Here is a 21,097-nt window from a genome sequence, read left to right on the forward strand (position 1 = left end):
TTAACCATCAGAAAAGCCCTCTTTCCCTGTTATGGGAAGGATTACTTTTTATCTTTGTTGAAGAAGTCGGATACTTTTTCCTTTGCTTCTTCTGCCCAATCTTCTGCCTTATCTTTTACATTATCCAGGAAATCACCTGCCTGATCCATCAGACCGGCCTTTTTTTCTCCGGCTTTCTCTGACATTCCTGCAAACCAGTTATCCACTGTACCTGCAATAAAAGGAGGTAATTTGCCTTTCACATATTCTTTGATCACATCAATGGATTGTGCTGCCTGTTCGGCGGTCAACCCGGCTTTTTCCTGCAATTGCTGAATGAGTTCCTGCATAAATAGAGGTTTTATGATTAGAGATAGTGTAGCCATACCGGTATTCCGGCCATGGTTATGCTACTTTCAGTTTCACAAGGGTAGACTGCTCCAGCTTAGACTGTGCATATTCCCTGGTCAGATGGAACGTAGTTTCATTGGCAGAAGGCAACTCATACATCGCATCGCTCAGTACTACTTCGCAGATGGAGCGTAATCCGCGCGCACCCAGCTTGTATTCCATGGCCTTATCTACGATGTAGTCAATTGCTTCTTCTTCTACCTGCAAATCGATATTTTCCACCTTGAACAGTTTTTTGTACTGCTTCACCAGTGCATTTTTCGGCTCCGTTAAGATGGCTTTCAGGGTGTCTCTATCGAGTGAATTCAGATAGGTCACTACTGGCAAGCGGCCCAGTAATTCAGGAATGAGTCCGAAAGATTTCAGGTCCTGGGAGTTGATGTAACGCAGGATCTGTTTTCTGTTCTCTTCTTCTCTTTCCTTGTTAACGGTAAAGCCGATAGAATGTGTTTGAATTCTTCTGCTGATAATCTTTTCCACACCATCAAATGCGCCGCCGCAGATGAAAAGAATATTTTGTGTGTTCAGTTTGATCAGTTTCTGTTCGGGGTGCTTACGACCACCCTGTGGAGGTACCAGTACTTCTGTACCTTCCAGTAATTTCAGGAGGCCTTGTTGCACACCTTCGCCGCTTACGTCACGGGTAATGGAAGGGTTATCGCTTTTACGGGCAATTTTATCGATCTCATCGATGTAAACGATGCCGCGTTCAGCTGCTTCCACGTCGTAGTTACATACCTGTAACAGGCGGCTGAGGATACTTTCCACGTCTTCACCAACATAACCGGCTTCTGTAAATACGGTGGCATCTACAATAGCAAAGGGTACGTTTAATTGTTTGGCGATGGATTTAGCGAGGAGGGTTTTACCGGTACCGGTTTCTCCCACCATGATGATATTGGATTTTTCAATTTCCACTTCATCTTCACCTATCTGCTGATTGAGCCTTTTATAGTGGTTGTATACCGCTACGGCCAGTATTTTCTTGGCATCATCCTGTCCGATAACGTATTCGTCCAGGAATTTTTTCATGTCCATTGGTTTAGACACTTTTGGCGCGAAGTGCGGCGCCGCTGCCGAAGGAGCTTTCTTGCCAGGAGGAAACAGTTCCTGGTCAATTATTTCCTGCGCATTGGCTACACAGTTTTCACAAATGTGTCCTTCCGCGCCAGCTATCAATATCTGCACTTCTTCTTTAGAGCGGCTGCAAAAGGAACAACGAATTTTTGATTCTTTCATTTCGGAATAGATTATTTTTCTACGAAACTATCTGGCCTGCCGTGATAATGCAGGGTTACAAATTTACATTAAATAGCGTAAAGCATAAAGCCGGAAGCCCAAAGTTAGCATAAGCCTAAAGGCAAAGGGTTTCGTAACAACAGGTATAGAAAAAATGTTATATCATTTCCCTTTTCAGCGGTTAACTGTCAGCAAAAATGATATTGGACGCCGGTTTTATAAAAACTTAAAATTTTAAAAGCTCAAAGCTATTGTAGCGAATGATAGTAGCGACATGTACTAAAAAACCGCTATATCATTCGCTACAATAGCTTTGAGCTTTATGCTTTAAGCTTTATGGCTCTACTGTGGTGTATCCAGATTTTTCTTTGGATTCTTCTGGAGTACGTCATCGATGATGCCGTATTCTTTCGCTTCATCCGCAGTCATCCAGTAGTCACGGTCGGAATCTTTTTCCACTTTTTTCACTGGCTGTCCGCAGTGGCTGGCAATGATTTCGTTCAGTTCCTTTTTCAGTTTCACGAACTCACGGGCAGTGATTTCGATATCTGAAGTTTGGCCTTCTGCACCGCCATGAGGCTGGTGAATCATTACACGGGCATGCTTCAGCGCAGTACGTTTTCCTTTAGCGCCGGCTACCAGCAATACAGCGCCGAAAGAGGCTGCCATACCGGTACAGATAGTAGCGATTTCAGGAGAAACTACCTGCATGGTATCGTAGATACCTAAACCAGCATACACACTACCACCAGGGCTGTTGATGTACATCTGGATATCACGGGTACGATCGGAAGACTCCAGGAACAGTAACTGCGCAGTAATTACGTTTGCTACGTAGTCGTTAACCGGATCTCCGAGGAAAATAATACGATCAGCCATCAACCTGGAGAAAACGTCCATCTGTTGCATATTCAACTGACGCTCTTCAAGGATGTAAGGAGTCAGGCTGTTGAACTGGTTGTGGCTTTTAGCGTAACTATCTACTACCAGGCTGCTGATTCCCCGATGCTGGATGGCATATTTTCTAAATTCATTATTAATGTTCATGATGGTGATGTTTATGAGGTAAATTAACAAAATCTTCTGCTTTGATTTCCTCTTCTTTCACGTTCACCTTTGCTTCAGCCCAGTCAAATAACTTGGCAGTGATCATTTCACGGTAAGTCTGGTCTACAAATTTCTCATCCTGTAACAGGCGATCCAGGTAGCTGTCTAACCATTCTGCTCCATCTGCAGCGGCGCCGCCATAGTAGCCTAATACTTTTTGTTTGGCATTTTCTTTCAGTTCTTCGAAAGAAACTTCCAGTTTATTTTCTTTAACCAGTTTATCGCTGATCAGTGTCCAACGTAATTGGTGGTCGAAACCAGGGAATTCTTTTTCCGCTTCTTCTGCAGATTTAGGTTTTTCACCACCTACCTGCAGCCAGCGTTTGAGGAAATCCTTTGGTAAATCCATTGGCGTTTCGTGTACCAGTACTTCAAACAGGTCGTTGTGAAGGTGGTTACGGCTTTCAGAATCCCAGTATTTACCGATTTCTTCTTTCAGTTTAGCACGGAAAGCTTCTTCTGTAGTGATTTCTTCTCCCGGATAAACTTCTTTGAAGAACTCTTCATTCAGTTCTCTTTTTTCAATCAGACCTACTTTAGTGATGGTCAGTTTGAAATATTTCTGTGCCGCTTCTTTATCAGTTGCTTCAAAGCCCAGATCTTTCAGGATCCAGCCCAAACGTTGCTCATCAAAAGAAGTAGCTAATTGGAATACGATGCTGTCGTCATTCTTTTTACCCTGCAGTTCTGCCTGGATAGCAGGTGAGAAGTATTTAACCAGTAATGCATTTTCTTTTACAATACCGCCTTCTACTACGTTGCCTTTTGCATCTGACTCTTCGAATTTAACGTTAATCACGTTATCTTCAGAAGTAATTGTTTCTGGTTCGGTTGTTTTACCACCTTTCAACTGTAAACGCTGTACTTCGTCGTTTACCATTTCGTCGGTAACAACTACTTTATATTTGGTAAGGGTGGTTTTGTTGTTTTCCAGTGGAGTAATCGCGAAAGTTGGTTTCAGACCTACTTCAAATTCGAAGGCGTAATCAGCAGGCTTGTTGAAATCCAGGTCTTTTGCCTGTTTTTCCAGAGATAATGGCTGGCCAAAGATTTCCAGCTTCTCTGTCTGTACATAACCCATCAACTCTCTTTCAACAGTTTTCAGGATTTCGTCACCAAAGATAGCCTGACCGTGCATTTTCTTTACCATACCGGCAGGGACCATTCCTTTACGGAAGCCTGGTATGTTTGCATTCTTGCTGAATTGCTTTACTGCTTTGTCAAAATTAGGAAGGTAGTCTTCCTGGCTCACTTTCACAGTGATCTTATCGTTCAATAAACCAATGTTTTCTCTCGTAACGGTTGCCATAATTGAATTGTATAAAAGTGTTCTTTAAGAGCAATAATGATTCCTTGTTTATTTTTCTGTCATGAAGTCACAAGGGCAGTAGGAATGGCAGAGAACTCTTTTTTGAATAAAATCAGGTGAAACTGTGTCTGAACAGGACTACAGTGATAATGAAAGTGAGGGAGAGCATAGTATTATCACCTTGCCATATTGACGCATTGCCACACAACATTATATGTACGGCGGGAAGGAACGCATGCTGTGAAGCAACAGATCCAATCGCCAGCCTGTTTACCGGCTTTTTCCTCATCCGTGCGTTTTCGTACCTATTTCCTAATCTAACCTTTTTTAAACATAAACAACTAGTTTCCAGTTAGTTGTAAATATCGGTCAACTTTATGATCGCGCGAAGATAGCTAAATTTATTCTGTTTTTGGGGAATTCTGGACCAAAGGCATCCGGCTCCGGGGTTTTACAAAAAAGGCAGGCCCCTTCCTTAAAAGAGGCCTGCCCAGACATTATTTTCAGCATTTACTTCCGGCGATGCGTTGCCTTGACATCACACCCGCAGGCAGCTTGCCAATCCGCCAGTTTCGTATATAGGCGCCCGTTCCAGATCCATTGCCCGGACCCGGGAATAAAATACCGGTTGTCGTCGATGATGTTATCATGACCACTGCTGCTGTATTTGTGAATAAACACATCGATGCTGTCCCGGGCGTAAATTCGATTACCCCGGATTGTGTTCCGGATACAGTTTTCGGTGAGCCGGATTTCGCCTTCCGTTTCGCCGTTATGGCCCTTTGTCCGGTTGTTGTACCGCAGGGTGTTATTCACAATCGTATTGCCTTCGGCCCGGCCGTTGTTGTACCCTACATAGCCGCCCATATCTATCCCGGCCAGCCAGCAATGGTATACCAGGTTATCCCGCACAATGCAATTCATACTGGGAAATTGCTGGTTTTCGCTGGCCAGGCTGATCCCGCGATCACTGTCGTAGATCTTGTTTCTTTCAATTGTAATACTTCTTGCCCCATCTACATAAATACCAATGGCACCGTGCATATCACCGGAAGGACGAATAGGTCCGATAGACGCATCTACATTATACAACACGTTATCGCTGATTACCCCGTTACGGGCAAAGTTCACGGTTGAATCCGGGTTGGCCCAATAGCCACCGGCAGCATCAATGCCAATGTTTTCGCAATTGTAGATTTTATTGTGGGTAACGAAAAACGTATCTACGTAACCGTTAATAGTCAGGTTTTCACTGTAGCCGGTTTTGCAATCGTGTATGGTATTGCCGGTAATGGTCAGCTGTGTAATGGGAGCAGGGCTGTTGCCCAGCACGGAAATGGCGTGGGCGCTGCGACCTTTTTCCGGCGCTACTTCATGCGCAATATCATGTATTTCATTGTTCTTCACGATGATTTGGGTGCCGGCACCTTTTACCACAATCCCATCCGGGAAGCCACTGGTGGAATTACTTTTGAAATTACTTACTTCAAAACCATCCATAATTATCCAGCTTACATTGTTGATGGTGACCAGTCCTTCAAAGCCATTAACGGTGAGGGTGCTGCCATTGATCACCGGTTTTTCTCCTGCATAGGCTTTGAGCGTAATGTATTTCCCCTGGCTGCCGGAGCGGGGAAACACCACTTTCTCTGCATAGTTGCCGCCGCGTACCAGTACTATATCCCCCGGCATAGCCTTACTTAAAGCATGACTAATTGTTTGAAGGGGAGATTGTTTGCTGCCGGTGTTTTGATCATTTCCATTGTTGGCTACGTAGTAAGTAGCTGGTGGTTCGCTGTAGGCAAGCGCAGGAGCGGCCAGTAACAGGGCCGTCCAGAAAGATTTAAATAGTTGCATGGTATGAGTCCGTTCGTAATTATCTATAAATACAAACCTGACAGGCACTTCCACCTGCCAGGTTTGTCAGGATCAGCGGGAAATTATTTTCCGGATCCGGTAGTTCATGGCGTCCATCACGTAAACAACACCTTTGTCGTCTACGGTCAGTCCAACTGGTACATTAAAGAGCGACAAACTGGCGAGACCATCTGCATATCCTTTTGAGGAGCTGCCAGCATAGGTGGTCACATTCCAGGTGTTAGCTTCAATGAAACGAATACATTGATTGGTGTTATTGTCGCCACCACCATAGGAAGCGCCGCCATTACCGCCGATATAGAGGTTATCGTTTTTATCAATTGCAATACCCCATGGGTGATCAAATTTGGCGGCGGTACCTTGTCCATCTACCAAACCTGTTTGCCACATGGCACCGGCAATAACGGTCATTTGTTTGGAGGCTGCGTCTACCCGGCCAATAAAGGAACGGCTGTTATCTACCCCATAAAAATTCCCTTTGCTGTCTATTTCAATAGCGCTGAGGTTCTGGAAACCGCTGGCTACTTCGGTGAGGTTACCATTTATAGGATCCACTTCCAGGATTTTGCCAGGACCAAATTGTGCGACATAAACTTTTCCATTGCGTTTATCAATCGCCACATCGGTGATATCGCCTACCCAGGCAACGAGAGACACCATACCATCTGCAGAAATTTTGCGTAATGCGCCATTCCAGGTATCGGCAACGTAGATGTTGTTGTCTTTATCGATCTCAATACCATAAGGGTGATTAAACGTGGCTTCCGCTACAGGTCCGTTCCAATAGCCGCCGCTAGTGTTACTACCTGCTACAGTAGTCACTTTGCCATCGGGAGTTATTTTGCGGATATTGTTATTGCCTCCATCTGTGATATACAGGTTACCGGCGGCATCATGCGTCATTCCCTGTCCATACTGGAAGTTGAACCTGGCTGTTGCACTGTCGCCGTCTTTGTAACCGGCAATTCCAGAGCCGGTCATGGTGCTTACATATTGCGCCGGAAGGTAGTTGAAGTCCTGCGTGCTGGTAGCAGAAGTACCGTTAACGCTAATAGTAATTTTACCGGAGCCGGCGCCTTCCGGCACCAGGAATATCAGCCGGTTGGCTACTGTGCCGGTTACCACGGCTCTAACTCCGTTCACCAATACGGTTACACCGGTGGTGTCGTTATTGAAGTTATCTCCATATACCAGTATTTCAGCACCTGTACCACCTTTCATTGGCGAAAATTTTTCGATGATAATAGGGCTGCCGTTATTGTGTCCCTGTACTTTATCTTTTTTGCAGCTGGCAAAAAGGAATGGTAATGCGAGTAACAGCCACAAACGATATTTTATGATAGCGTTCATATGAATTTCTTTTAGGAATGAATAATACTATTACCAGCCTGGATTTTGCACCAGCAGGGTATCACGTACAATTTCGGATTGTGAAATAGGGAAGAGGTACATCTTTTTATCGAAGTAGCGTGTTTGTAACAGCGTACGTTGATAAAAGCCGGTATATCCAAAGCCCTGATCATTATCATCCGCCTCGAAGTTCATTCCGTATACTTTCTTAAAATTATCATTGTTCATGTCTTTCCGGCGGGCGCGGGTCCACCAGTTGTCTCCACGTTCGAAGGCCATTTCAATCATGCGTTCCCGGAGTATATGTTTGCGCATTTCGGCCTGGTTACCTATTGCTGCTGGGTACACCTGTTCTATAGGAGGTACGCCGGAACGTGCACGGATCATGTTCAGGTAGATCACGATGTCGGCAGCATCCTTATTGGATTCATTCAGGGCTTCCACGTAGTCAAGCAAAATGCCTGCATAGCGTGTGATGATGAAAGGCCGGTAGGGGCTACTCCATGCATAGGAGTTGCCCGCAGGGCTCACGCCTTTGGCGATGAGATAGCCGGGAAAAGCATATCCCAGTACTCTGCGTCCTGAAGCACCGCGGTAGTAGAACTCAATTCTTCCCTGCCCGTTTTTGTTACCGTCAGAAGAGTAGCGATTGCGGTCATCTGCGGTAGGCGCGGCAATTACCGGCCTTTTGTTGTAGCAGATGCTGGCATAAAAGCGAGGTTCGCGATTGGCATACATGTTCCAGTCGCCGGTTGCATGGCCCCAGCTTTTTTCACCGGGAGCGTTGGCAAAGCCGGTTTCCTGGTAGTTGGAGGTAGGGTCGGTAATCCATTTACCATCCTTTGTATAGTAGGCATCCACTGCATTTTGTGTGGCGGCAAATAATTGGAATCCGCCTGGTAATGCGGTGCAGTCGTGATCCCAGTAGTTGGTATTCCAGTTGGCGCAGGAGAAAATAATTTCATTATTCCATGGTGTCAGGAAAGTGCCGGTGTAAGATTTAAAGGGATCAAATTGTTCGCCGTCATCTTCATTGGTATACAATTTATAAACACCGAGATCAATAACTGCTTTGGCAGCAGCAGCAGCAGTAGCCCATTTGGATGCCTGAACGTCTGTAGGGGCCAGTTGTCTGCCGTCTTTGTTTTTGAAACCGGCAAAGTCCGGGTTACCATTCCATAATGGGCTCGCTGCCAATAATGCTGCTTCTGCTTTAATAGATAAACAGGCACCTTTGGTAGGCTTACCATACCAGGAAGAAGACCAGGTAAGCGGTAGAACTGCTGCCGCATCATCCATGAGTTGATTCACATAGTTGAGACAGGTATCAAACGGGGCGCGGGAATATTTGTTAAAATCCTCATTCAGGCCCAAGGTCCCATCCAGTTTAATAAAAGGACCGTAGCGTTTCAACAGGTTCCAGTAGTAGTATCCACGAAGGAATTTTACTTCCGCTTTGTATTGTCTTTTCAGGTCATCGCTGAGTTCCTGTGATGGAACTTTATCGATATTGTTTTCAAATACAAAGGTAGAGCGGATGTTGGTGTAACAGGTTCCCCAGATATCCCACGCAGTGGTAGAAGGGCTCCAGTTGCCATCATTTATTTTACGTGCGGCGGTTCCGGGTATGGTGATGTAGCTTTCTTCAGTGGTACCCAGTTGCCAGGCGCCATCGTTTTCTCCGAATATAATGTTGCCATATATGCCATAGAGATAGGATTCCGCCTGCTTCCTGGTTTTCCATACCAGGTCTTCTGATAAAAGACTATCCGGCTGCTTGTCCAGGTAATGGCAGGAAAGAAACGCGCTGAAAAGTGGTAATATCAATAATAGCTTGCAAATATTTTTCTTCATGATACTGCTGTTTTAGACGCAAAGCCGGTTAGAAATTTGTTTTGATCCCGAAGTTGATAGAGCGTAACGGCGGATAGCCGGTACCGTTAGCCTGGTTGAGTTCCGGATCCCACATTTTGAATTTGGAGAAAGTAAGGAGGTTCTGACCGGCAGTATATACATATAAAGTCTGGAGGCCCAGTCGTTTTAGTGTTTCCGGACGGAAACTGTAGCCAAACTGTACATTTTTCAGGCGCACATAGTCTGCATGGCGCAGCCACCAGGTGCTGTACTGGTAGTTGTTATCGCCGGGAGAGGCAATGCTGAGTCGTGGGTAAATAACATCCTGGCGTGGATTGTCTACCGTCCATCTGTTGGTGACTTCTGTATAGAGATTGGCAGAGGTAAGTCCTCCCATGAATGGAACGATGCCCCTTGCTCTATTATCTAATGCGCCTGTGCTACCAATCAGCATGATATCTACCTGGGCAGCTCCCTGGAAGAAACCTTCGAGGTGGAAACCGTGGAAATCCAGTGCCAGTCCCGCGCCATACATAATTTTAGGAGAGCTGGTGTTACCAATGGGAACCATATCATTTGCATCGATAACGTTATCGCCGTTGATGTCTTTATATTTGATATCACCCGGACGTACAGCGCCAAATTTTTGCGTGGCATGTTTGCTGATATCTCCATCGTCTGTAAATAATCCTTCTGCTATCAATCCTCTTAACTGACCGTATTGCTGACCCACGTTGGAAAGCCATGGGTACAATGGTACGGGCTCATCATTATTGATGATTTTATTGGTGGCATAGGTAAATGTACCATATACGTTGACCTTCAATGCGCCTATCTTATCTGTGTAATCCAGTGATCCATCTATACCCTTGTTATCCATAATACCCAGGTTAGCATAGACGGGCGCAGTATTACCCAGGAATCCAGGGAGAGAAGCGCGGCTGATCAATATTTTTTCTCTCCGCTCTTTGAATACATCTACTGTCAGGTTTAATTTGCTGAACAGTTCCAGGTCTATCCCGAGATTGCGTTTGGTAGCAACTTCCCAGGAGAGGCCCTGTACGCCTATTTTATTTTGGTAAATACCTCCATAGAAGGAAGGAGTATAGCCGAAGGAAATTCCGCCGCCGCCGGCATAAGAAGTGATATACGGGAACCTGTCACCATAACCAATTCTATCATTTCCTACTTTACCCCAGGAGCCTCTGATTTTCAACATGCTGATGGCCTGCTTTAAATTGGCAAAGAAATCTTCCTGGCTAATCACCCAGCCGGCAGATACAGATGGGAACACGCCGAAACGACGGCCTTGTTCGAAGTTTTCAGACCCGGTGGCGCCCATATTTACTTCCGCCAGGTATTTGTCTTTGTAACCATAAGTGGCTCTTGCTGCAAGGCCCTGGTTACGGTAAGGAATACCGCCAATGGCATTCGAGGCAGATCCATCTGTTTTTTCGCGCATATTGTACAGCAATAAGCCGCCTACGCGATGTTTACCATCAAACAGGTGATCATAAGAGATGTTGGTTTCCAGGTACATGGTGCGTTGTACATCAGAGGTACCGGAGCTGAAGCCCATGAAATTATCGCCATAGTTGGTTTGTATGTATACCAGGTTGCCCTGGGCATCACGGCGGTAAGCCTGCCAGGTATCGATGTTTTTGGTTCTGCGCAGGTCTGTTTCACTATACGAATCAAAGGAGAAACGGGCAGTGGCAGAGAGTCCTTCTGTGATACCATCCAGTTTTTGATTCAATGAAAAAACAGATTGCATGGTGGGCTTAAATTCACGGGAGTAGCCACTGTTTTGTAAGGCATTCACCGGGTTCACGCCCTGGTTGGTAATCGGGCCAGCCCATTTGCCATCAGGATACCTGATAGGAAACAGGGTAGGAGGCTGCATCATAGCATTGTACCATACGTCCTGCGCAGAAATACCCGGATAGTTGGCATTCACCAGCATCGCACCCAGGCTGAGACCCAGTGTGGTGGTTTTGGTGAGGCTCATGTCTATATTGGAGCGGAAGTCGAAGCGATTATAACCTACATTTGAATTGTAAGGATTATCGGGATTCATGCGATAGTTCCCCTTCTGGTTGAAGTAAGAACCTGAAACATAGTAACGGGCAAAAGCTCCACCACCATTTGCACTCAGGTTTACATTGGCGCCGGGAGGAGACCAGTCTTTGTACATTGCATCTACCCAGTTGATATCCGGGTACAGGTAAGGATCTACATGACTCCTTGTTTTTTCTATCTGGTCAGCGCTGAACTGTTCTTTGCCGAGGGCTTCGTTGTATAATGTCATCCAGGTGGCGCCATCTACAAACTTAGGCGTTTGCGTGAGGCCATTGATACCGGTTTCAACTTTTGCAGCGATACGCGGTTTACCGGCCACACCTCTTTTGGTAGTGATCAGTACTACGCCGTTGGCGCCTCTGGCACCATATACTGCTGTAGCAGAAGCGTCTTTCAGGAAAGAAACGCTTTCAATATCTTCCGGATCAATGTTGCTCCAGGAAGAAGCCTGGTCATCGCGTTGCACGCCGTCCACCAATACCATCGGGCTTGGATTACCTGTGAACGTACTTACACCACGGATGTTGAAGGTGTTAGGCTCATCGTAGCCAGGTTCTCCTCTCGACTGCTGCATGAGCACACCAGCAACGCGGCCACCCAGTGAGTTGGCGAGGGAGCGGCTGGGAGTTTTCAGTTGATCTACTTTAACGGTGGTTACCGCGCCGGTTACACTGATTTTCTTTTGTGTACCATAACCTACTACAATCAATTCATTCATTTTGGATACGCTGAAGTCCATGGTAATTTTCAGCGCTTGTTTCCCTTTCACGGCTACATCTTCAGGTATCATCCCCATCATGGTGAAATGCAGGGTATCACCGGTTTTGGCCGGGATGGTAAAAGTGCCCAGTTCATCAGACTGGGTGTTTTTACCGGTAGATTTATTTACGATGGTAACGCCAATCAATGCCTGGCCTTTTGTATCCCATATCTGGCCTTTCACAGGCACAGGTTGTTCCTGGTCCACCATGGGAACAACCACTACTTTTTTCTCAGGTGCCGGTTGTTTCGCGATATAGATTTGATTGCCTTCTGCATCAAAGCCCAACCCCAACGGCCGCAGCAGATCTCCGAGTACTTCCCGGAGCACTTTGTTATCGGCCTTTACAGATACTACTGATTCTTTGATCAGCGGGGTGCCTGCGTAATAAAATTTGACATTCATCCTGCCTGCGATCGTAGTGAGGGCATCAGGCAGTTTTACGTGGGAGAGGTGCAAGGTCATGCGGGCATCCAGCTCATGCTGTCCGTAACCTTTTGCACAATACGCTACCATAACGGTGGATAACAGGCATCCTAATACCAGCGTGGATATCCTCATAAACCTGATGAATAAAGAAAGTTGAAAGTGTAGTCCTCTTTTCATAGATTTGATAGTGAAAAATGATTAAGAAAATCCTGTTACTGCATCAAGGTTCCTACGCCCTGCAGTAATCGGATAAACAGACTTGACATTTTTTTCCCAGGGGCTGATAATTCCTCTTTCAGCCCCTTTAATTTTGGTTGACCTATCCTGGCATAACATGGTTTTTGTTGATGAACGAATTCCCGGTAAGCCTCACTGTTAGCTATTCCGAATAATTGACTCCTTTGTTCCTACACTATTTTCCTGCTTTCTTTAACGTGTATTTGTTCCCTGTTTTAGTGTATGTAAGTGACAGAATTTTCGTGATTTTTTTAATGGCTTCCTCAGGTGGTGTGTCAGCGAGGTCGGCGAAGATGGTCATCTTTTCTATCTCCGCCGGCATCTCCAGTGTGATATCATATTTGTGTGACAGTTGCAGGGCTACCACCGACATAGGTACATCGCGGAAAATGAGCTTTCCTTCTTTCCACGCCATATCGTCGGCTGCCGTTACTAATTCTTTTTTGAAGCTGTGTGCCTGTTTGTTGTAGGTAAGCTGCTCGTTGGCCTGTAATAAGGCAAAGGAAGCGGTGTCTTGTTCAGCAGATATCTTCACCGTTCCCGTTAGTACCGTTAGCGTAAACAGGTTGTAATCTGCATAGGCATTTACATTAAAACTGGTTCCCAGTACGTGGGTGGTCATGCCGGCAGCATTTACGGCAAAGGGATGCGTGCTGTTAGGCTTCACTTCAAAATAAGCTTCTCCTTCCAGGCTTACCTGGCGCGGACCGCGTTTGAATACTTTGGGATATACCAGTTTAGAGTCCGCATTTAGCCAAACAATGGATCCGTCGGATAAGGCTACCTGGGCCTTTTCGCCTTTGCCGGTTACCTTTTCAGTAAGCTGCTCTGGGTCCAGTACATTCATTAGTGCAGTCCATTTTAACGAAGCACCGTAACCCAGTAAAGCAGCTATACTGGCGGCAGCAGCCAGCCTGATAAATAATAGCCGCCTGTTGCCGCCAGGGACAGAAACCGGTTCCGGTATACTTATTTGCGCCAGGATAGTGCTTTTCATCTCTTGTTCCAGCTGTGCTTTATCTTTGGCACTAAAGGAGTCCAGTACGTTGGCTTCTTTCTCAAAATATTGGTAGTACTCCCAAAGAAAACTGGTTTCTTCAGGGGTAGTTTTTCCGGCTAAATACTTTTTGGCGAGCGCTGAAAACGCAGATTTTTTGTCCTGGTCCATAATAGGAAATACCCCTTTACGGTATATGTACCGAAAACAGGTAAATCTCCCACGCGGAACAAAAATTTATTTTAATTTTTTTTTAGACAAGTAATGTAAAGAGGTGGGTAAGACGGGTACGAAGATGCTGTACCGCTTTCCCCAGTTGGTTTTGAACTGTTTTTTGGGAGATGTTCAGGTGGATGGCAATATCCCGGGTATTCATTTTTTCCTCATAGTACAGGTGAAAAATTTCCCGGCGTTTTTCGGGCATGGTGTTAATCCAGGCATGTATGACCTGCTGGGTTTCTTTTGCGGCTAATGCATTGTCGGCAGCATAGGGAGAGGTGGCAATTTTCTCGAATAATTCCATGAAAGCAGGACCGGTGGCTTGTTTGGCTACCAGTTTATATACCTGGTAGTGAACCGCCATATGAAGATAGCCACTGACATTGTCGATATTTAATTCATTTTTCCGGCGCCAAAGGTCAGCAAAGATGTCTTGTAATAAATCCCGGCATTGTTCCCTGTTGCGTAAACGCTTGTAAGCCGCATTGTACATAGATTCCCAATAACGGTGGTATAGCTCCTCAAAAGCGGAGACATCATCGTTCCTGATCAATAACAGCAATTCCAGGTCACTCAGCATGATAAAATGATAACATCGAAATTATTCGGCACTCGCTAATCTAAGATGTGGTTGGTTCCGAAATATAAGAAGGAATATAAGATTTTCAAAATGAACCGGTAAATAGTGTTTACCGGTTGGGAAGAAGAAAGAAATCCATTCGGATTTATAAATAGCTGAAAATCAAAAAGTGCGGATGAAGGGACTCGAACCCCCATGCCTCGCGGCACCAGATCCTAAGTCTGGCATGTCTACCAATTTCATCACATCCGCAAAAAAAGTAAGATCTTTCCCTTGTGAACCGGATTTTGCCGGAGGCTAAAATAGCTCTTTATTTAGCTCAAAAAGGATTGCAAAGGTATCGTTTTTTGCGAATTAACAAAATCATTTATAAGAGAACTTCTGCCCCGATTTTAAAAATAATTAGAATTAGCTGCTTAAATTGGAGATCAATTATTCTATAAGTCTATCTGATGCTATGGCTAAAACCTTTTTTGAAGAACTAAACAGTGCAGGCGCTACCGGTGTAGCCTACAAAAATATCAACCTTAAAAAGGCCGCCCTGGCCTATTTTGCGAATTCTGGCAATGCCACTATTGCAGATCTGTGTAAAGAACTGAACCTGAGTACACCCAAAGTCACGAACCTGGTGAACGACCTGATCACCGATGGCCTGGTGATGGACTACGGTAAAATCGAGTCTACCGGCGGCCGTAAGCCCAACTTATATGGGCTGGTACCGGATTCTGCTTTTTTTATCGGGGTAGATGTAAAACAGGACCATCTCAACCTGGGCCTGTCTGATCTGCATAAAAACCTGGTGACTACCGTAGAAGGCCTGCCCTATGAACTGGATAACACAGAAACTTCCCTGGAGCAGTTATGCCAGTTGATCAACAATTTTATTAACGGGCTTTCTGTACCGAAGGAAAAAATTCTCGGGATAGGTATCAATATCGCCGGGCGTATCAACTACGCTACCGGCTACAACTACAGCCTGTTTTACTTTGATGATAAACCCCTCAGCGAGGTGATTGCTACCAAGGTAGGTATCAGGGTATTCCTGGAGAACGACTCCCGGGCCATGGCCTACGGGGAGTTTTGTTCCGACCTGGTAAATGGAGAACGTAATGTATTATTCCTCAACCTCGACTACGGCATTGGGATGGGCGTGTTGATAAACGGAGAGCTGTACTACGGGAAGTCCGGCTACAGCGGGGAAGTGGGCCATATCCCGATGTTTGATAATGAAATTATTTGCCACTGCGGGAAAAAAGGATGCCTCGAAACAGCGGCTTCCGGATGGGCCCTGGTAAACATGTTCCGCGAGAAGCTGGCTGCGGGTTCCTCTTCCATGCTGTCACGTACACATCAGTCGCCCGATGATATTCACCTGCACGATATTATTGAAGCCGCTAACAATGATGATATGCTGGCCATTGAACTGATTGCCAGGGTGGGAGAAAACCTGGGCAGGGGCGTGGCTTTGCTGATGAATATCTTCAACCCCGAACTGGTGATCCTGGGCGGAGCGCTGGCGGCTACACAGGATCATATCCGCCTGCCTATAAAGAGCGCCATGAAGAAGTATTCCCTGAGCCTGGTGAGCAACGACTCCAAATTGAAAATGTCCAGTCTGGGTGAGCGCGCCGGTATTATCGGTGCCTGCCTGCTGGTTAGAAATAAAGTATTGATAAGTTAATTTGAGGAAGGTGTGTTTTCAGTAACTTTATATACTACCTGAATTCCATTTTCTTATCCAAAAAAGATTTGTTATGTCGAACACACTAACGTCCTACCTCATTTTTAACAACAACTGCCGCGAAGCCATGAACTTTTATCATGGGGTGCTGGGCGGCGACCTCAAAGTAATGACTATGGCGGATTCTCCAATGAAAGACCAGGTGCCTCCCGGAGCAGAGAATTTAGTGATGCATGCTTTTTTACAAGCCGACGGATTTGCCATTATGGCGTCTGATGGGATGGTAGGAGCGCCTCCGGTAAATGGTGATTCCGTACAACTGGCGCTGGGTGTAAATTCTACTGAAGATGCAGATAGCATCTTTGGTAAGCTGGCTGCCGGTGGCTCTATTCAAATGCCTATCCAGGAAACGTTCTGGGCGCATCGTTACGGGCAACTGACTGATAAATTCGGCATCCACTGGATGGTGAGCTATAATAAGCCAATGCCGATGTAGCAGATAGCTTTTAGCTTTTAGTAAAATGCAGCGAAGATGATCATATGTTGGTCTTCGCTGCATTTTACTAAAAGCTAATGACTAAAAGCTGTTGCTATTTTTTCTTCCTGAAAAAAGAAAATATTCCTCCTCCTCTCAGTTGATTTTTTTTCTCCGCTGCCGGTTGATATCCGGGATCATTTAACACAATCAGGTCTATTAATTTTTTGCAGGATGCGGTATCGCCTTTTCCTTCAAAAGCCAATGCCATGGTATATCGTATGGAGGATGCCTCTGTGTCCCAGGCCCAGTTATTGGCCGCGTAAATGTTCACGCATTGCATAGCGTAGCTGATACATTCGTCGTACTCTTTTTCTCCCAGCCAGGCTTCTGCCATAAAAGCGTATACTCCAAACCGGTAGTTCGGGGAATTGTCGTTGGTATCACCGGTGGCCATGATATCGAGTGTCCGTTGCATATCCGCCAGGGCAGCTTTGTAGCGGCCCAGCTTCAGTGCTGCTTTACCTCTGAAGTAGTAGATTTTCATTTGTGAGATAACCGGTAATTGCGATATGCCACCAATGGAAATACGGTTGTTTATAGCGCCAATACAATGTTCATACTGGGCATTATCAAAGTAGAGATACATCAGGTTGAAATAGGCATCGCTGTCGTCCGGCTTCTCTACCAGGTGCGTTTCCAGCGCCAGTATACGTTCATACAGGTCATCTGCGCTATTGGTCCTGATAAAGGCGCGCCCGGTTTTTATACGGTCAATATTATACGTAATGGTCTGGCGATCGTATTCTTCCAGGTCTTCCATGTCGCGGGCAATCCAACTGTTGTATTCCGACAGTATTTTTTCATAGAGATCCAGTGCTTCCGCATGGCGTTCCAGGGAACACAGGTCATCGATCATGCGTTCGTGAATAGACACATAATACGTAAGCGGCAGGGCGTCTGTAAAGTTCTCCAGGATGGTTTGACGGTCGTCTATGGCTTCTGCCAGTTTGCCCATGCTGTGATACGCGTCTGCCCTGGATTCCAGCTGCTCCCAGAAAGGCGACATGTTATAGCCGACGGTATGTACATGGGCTGCTTCTACATAAATTCCTCCTTCATATAGTGCAATGCCGTAGTTGTTACAACACATGGCAAAATGATGTGGATGTCCGGCGTAAGAAGTGCCTTTATTTTCATACCAGTAAGCATGATAAATATCGAAGGCCTGTTTATAAAGAAACCGCTTTAATGGCAACGCTAATTGTTTAACGAGGTTGTCTTTTTCAAGTTGAATAATTTCGCTGAAAATAACACCGGCAGCGTACCAGTCGTACGGCACCGGATGCGTGATCTCCGGCCACTTCTCGGGGAATTGACCATTTACTTTATAGCTGGTGTAATACCATCTTACCATGCTGAATGGATAAGGATGGATGGCCATTGATTTTTCATACCAGGGGAGTGCTTCCTGGTAGCTACCAATGTTAAAGAACGCATTGGCGGTATAGTGATAGAAGTAAGCTTCTTCCGGATATTGGGCAATATATCTTTTACCGGCAGAAATCTGTTCCAGTGTGCCTTCATCATGATCATCCCCGTAGAACTGTTGCCAGAATTCGGTGGTGCCTTTGCAGAATTCCCTTGCCAATGCGGCATGGCGTACGCCATCTGCCAGCAGTTGCTGCACGTGCTTCAGCAGGCGTAACATATCTTCCCGGCTGTTTTCTCCTGAGCTGACCATGACCTGGAGCATGGCGGCGGCAAAGTCGTAGTCGGCCATATCCAGTGCAAACCAGGTGGTTGATAGCAACCGGTTGTTATACACCGTGCATTCAAAGGCCTGTTTATAATATTCCAGTGCGGCGGGCCGGTTATCGGTATGATAATACACATCCCCAATGCGGGTATAGCACTGGAACCTGGCTACGTTGAGCTGTGGCAGGTCGTCTGCGTACAATGATTCATACACCTGCAGGTTCCGGCGCATGTCAGCCAGCGCTTTTTCTGTTTCATTTTTCAGTACCCATACCTGGAACCGGTATAATAATGCTTTGGTAGTCAATTCTTCATCGCCTATGGCAATCAGGATGTCGCAGTCCCGGATGGCTTCGTCTCCCTTATCGGTCATTACGTTGGCGCCCATGTAGGCACGGTGTACCCTGGCTTGTTGATGATTAGGGTCAAGGGTCAGCACCTGGCTGAAGGCCTCGTAGGCGGCTTCGTACATGGCGGTGACCAGGTCGTTGTTGTCGGTGGCTTTGGCGTTTTCCAGCTGGGACAAGCCCAGTAACTGCCAGCCCCGGACTTCGCCGGGATGGTCCTGTAAATATATTTCCAGCTTTGTTATTGCTTCAGTATATGCCTGCTCATTGTACAGCCTTTCCAGTTCGTCTAAATGCATACGCGCTTAATTAGGACGTGTAATTTATTAATAAAGGGCCACGATGATAAATAAATTCTGAATAGTTCCGTCCGAAGATTTATATTTAAAGACCATTTTTTATCAGCCAGAAACATTCAAATCCTTTGCCATGAAAGCAATAACTGTATTGTTATTACTCCTGTGCAACACCATTGCGTATGCGCAGGAATGCGATTGCAGGAAGAAATTTGACAGCGTACAGGTCTATCTCAGAAAAAATTATGTAGGATTTATTGACAAAGTCACCCCGGCTTCCCAGCAGGCGTATCTCACTATGGTAGGTAAACTGCAGTTACAGGCAGCTACTATCAAAGGCGCTACCCATTGCCTGTTGCTGGTGAACCGGTATCTGCGTTTTTTTAAAGATCAGCACCTGGCGCTCCACATCGGTTATACACCGGTAAAAGAGAAAATTACCCTTCCGCCACCCCAGCTCAGTCAGTTGCAGCAACAGCCCATCACAGCAGTGGCAGGGATTTACCAGGCCGATAGCTTGTATAAAATTGCCCTGGTGAAAAACGCACGTGGCCTGCGCAGCTATGCTGCGGTAGTCCTGGAATCTGCAGTGCCAGACTGGCAACCCGGTGATGTAATTTTTGAACTCGCCGCCAGCGGAGGAGATAAGTTTGACGTCATCAGCTACCAGCATCACCGTGTGGATTTTGATACAGTAACGATTAACAAACAGCGGGATGGCCTGTCGGTTATGGGCTGGCAACGGGCTGGTACCCATCGTCCGGCGCCGTTGCAGGAAGCACCGGCTTTTGAAGATGTACCTGCCGCTGCTTTCTTTTTCAGGCAGATGAACGACAGCACGGGCTATCTGCGCATCAGTAGTTTCGACGCGGCAGAATACTACCTGGCCGATTCCGTGCTCAATGCCAACGATGAATATCTCCGGAAAAATACGAACCTGGTTATAGATGTACGGGGCAGCGGCCCGGGGGCAGATAAACTCACCGAGCGTCTCCGCCCGTTACTGTATACGCAACCTGTACGGATCATAGGAGCCGATTTTTATGCTACTCCCGATAATATCAAGTCGTGGAGCCACCTGCTGGACGAGCAGGCCGGCAAATTGCCGGAGGAATATGTGGAGCAACTCAGAAACCTGATCCACCAGGGCGATGGCCTGCAAGGTCGCTTAGTCAGCATGGGCCCCGATGAAAACATGATCCTCCCTTCTCCCTTACCTGTTCCGGCCAAAATTGGAATCATCATTAACGGCCGTAACAGCAGTACAACAGAGCAATTTTTACTCGAAGCCACACAAAGCAAGAAGGTAAAAGTATTTGGAATGCCATCTATGGGAGCGCTCGATTATGCCAATGTGAATGTGGTAAAGTTCACCGGGCCGGATTTTTCGATTGATTATCCCGTAACCCGGTCACGCAGAGTGCCCGCCGGACAAGGCATTGATAACAAAGGGATACAGCCGGAAGTAAAGCTGGATTTCTATCATCCCGGGTGGATGGCATCCGTTGTGAAAAGTTTATAATGCTGTAGTCATTAAGGATCGATTAACACTTGACGGCACAATATTATTCACCTTTATAGCAACAAAGCATATGCTCAATGCATATATGAGGGTTTAAAAATAGTAACAATGGTAGAAAAGCTGCCTCACAATTCTTTGTGAGGCTTTTCTTTAAAAATGCTTTTGTTGGAGAATATTAGTGAGTATATGTGTTAACTCATGCAGACTATTAGGCTTCGTCAGAAAATAAGCTGCGCCCAGCTCCCGGGTTTCTTTCTTATCGGATTCGTGCGAAGAAGTAGTATAGATGATAACGGGAATGTGTTTTAAATGATCCAGTTGCTGTATTTCAGCGAGGAATTGTTTCCCATCCACTCTGGGCATGTTCAGGTCCAGGAATATCAGGTCAGGAATAGGGTGATTGTTTAATTTAATTAATGCATCTTCCCCATTTGTAGCTTCCTGGTAAATAATATCCGGTGCCAGCTCTTTTAATACTTCACCAAATATCATCCTGTCGTCTATATCATCATCAATTAAAAGTACGGAGGTATATTTACAACTATCAGCCATATCAATTTTGAATAGGGACAAATCTATGATTTTGTTAT

General features: G+C 45.9%; 15 protein-coding genes and 1 tRNA gene. 3 read left to right on the forward strand and 13 right to left on the reverse strand.

Going from position 1 to position 21,097, the window contains the following annotated elements:
- Positions 1-41: 41 nt before the first annotated feature.
- The 11 genes from J7623_RS30165 to J7623_RS30215 form a co-directional block, all read right to left on the reverse strand.
- Positions 42-329, reverse strand: coding sequence for a hypothetical protein (locus J7623_RS30165; RefSeq protein WP_291928589.1), 288 nt, complete (start codon positions 327-329; stop codon positions 42-44).
- A 55-nt stretch (positions 330-384) separates the two neighbouring features.
- Entirely contained in the window at positions 385-1,629 is a 1,245-nt protein-coding gene (gene clpX, locus J7623_RS30170) for an ATP-dependent Clp protease ATP-binding subunit ClpX (RefSeq protein WP_291928592.1), read from the reverse strand.
- 342 nt (positions 1,630-1,971) lie between these two features.
- On the reverse strand, positions 1,972-2,676 hold the full coding sequence (gene clpP / locus J7623_RS30175) for an ATP-dependent Clp endopeptidase proteolytic subunit ClpP (protein WP_291928596.1): 705 nt from the start codon (positions 2,674-2,676) through the stop codon (positions 1,972-1,974).
- The gene (gene tig / locus J7623_RS30180) at positions 2,666-4,045 is read right to left on the reverse strand and encodes a trigger factor (protein ID WP_291928601.1); all 1,380 of its coding nucleotides are present in this window, start codon (positions 4,043-4,045) and stop codon (positions 2,666-2,668) included. The genes clpP and tig overlap by 11 nt, the downstream gene beginning before the upstream one ends.
- Before the next feature lie 510 nt (positions 4,046-4,555).
- A complete protein-coding gene (locus tag J7623_RS30185) occupies positions 4,556-5,902 on the reverse strand; it encodes a right-handed parallel beta-helix repeat-containing protein (protein ID WP_291928603.1) in 1,347 nt (448 codons plus the stop codon).
- Between the two features lie 72 nt (positions 5,903-5,974).
- Positions 5,975-7,273 carry an IPT/TIG domain-containing protein gene (locus J7623_RS30190; protein WP_291928607.1) on the reverse strand — a complete coding sequence of 433 codons (1,299 nt, stop codon included), beginning with the start codon at positions 7,271-7,273 and terminating at the stop codon, positions 5,975-5,977.
- Positions 7,274-7,303: 30 nt separating this feature from the next.
- A complete protein-coding gene (locus tag J7623_RS30195; protein ID WP_291928610.1) occupies positions 7,304-9,127 on the reverse strand; it encodes a RagB/SusD family nutrient uptake outer membrane protein in 1,824 nt (607 codons plus the stop codon).
- Positions 9,128-9,155: 28 nt separating this feature from the next.
- A complete protein-coding gene (locus J7623_RS30200; protein ID WP_291928612.1) occupies positions 9,156-12,527 on the reverse strand; it encodes a TonB-dependent receptor in 3,372 nt (1,123 codons plus the stop codon).
- Positions 12,528-12,807: 280 nt separating this feature from the next.
- On the reverse strand, positions 12,808-13,800 hold the full coding sequence (locus J7623_RS30205) for a FecR family protein (protein WP_291928615.1): 993 nt from the start codon (positions 13,798-13,800) through the stop codon (positions 12,808-12,810).
- 82 nt (positions 13,801-13,882) lie between these two features.
- Entirely contained in the window at positions 13,883-14,428 is a 546-nt protein-coding gene (locus tag J7623_RS30210) for a sigma-70 family RNA polymerase sigma factor (protein ID WP_291928619.1), read from the reverse strand.
- Positions 14,429-14,598: 170 nt separating this feature from the next.
- Positions 14,599-14,680: transfer RNA gene (locus J7623_RS30215), tRNA-Leu, on the reverse strand.
- A 205-nt stretch (positions 14,681-14,885) separates the two neighbouring features.
- Here J7623_RS30215 and J7623_RS30220 point away from each other — a divergent pair.
- Both J7623_RS30220 and J7623_RS30225 read left to right on the forward strand, forming a co-directional pair.
- Entirely contained in the window at positions 14,886-16,109 is a 1,224-nt protein-coding gene (locus J7623_RS30220; RefSeq protein WP_291928622.1) for an ROK family transcriptional regulator, read from the forward strand.
- Between the two features lie 73 nt (positions 16,110-16,182).
- On the forward strand, positions 16,183-16,605 hold the full coding sequence (locus J7623_RS30225) for a VOC family protein (protein WP_291928624.1): 423 nt from the start codon (positions 16,183-16,185) through the stop codon (positions 16,603-16,605).
- A 94-nt stretch (positions 16,606-16,699) separates the two neighbouring features.
- Here the strand turns inward: J7623_RS30225 and J7623_RS30230 are convergent, their stop codons facing one another.
- Complete coding sequence (locus tag J7623_RS30230) at positions 16,700-18,988, reverse strand: hypothetical protein (protein WP_291928627.1); 2,289 nt, start codon at positions 18,986-18,988, stop codon at positions 16,700-16,702.
- Between the two features lie 130 nt (positions 18,989-19,118).
- Here J7623_RS30230 and J7623_RS30235 point away from each other — a divergent pair, with 130 nt between their 5' ends.
- On the forward strand, positions 19,119-20,507 hold the full coding sequence (locus J7623_RS30235; RefSeq protein ID WP_291928630.1) for a S41 family peptidase: 1,389 nt from the start codon (positions 19,119-19,121) through the stop codon (positions 20,505-20,507).
- Between the two features lie 150 nt (positions 20,508-20,657).
- Here J7623_RS30235 and J7623_RS30240 read toward each other — a convergent pair whose 3' ends face one another.
- On the reverse strand, positions 20,658-21,080 hold the full coding sequence (locus tag J7623_RS30240; protein ID WP_291928633.1) for a response regulator: 423 nt from the start codon (positions 21,078-21,080) through the stop codon (positions 20,658-20,660).
- Positions 21,081-21,097: the final 17 nt, after the last annotated feature.

This window comes from Chitinophaga sp., from assembly GCF_017745275.1.
GTDB lineage: Bacteria > Bacteroidota > Bacteroidia > Chitinophagales > Chitinophagaceae > Chitinophaga.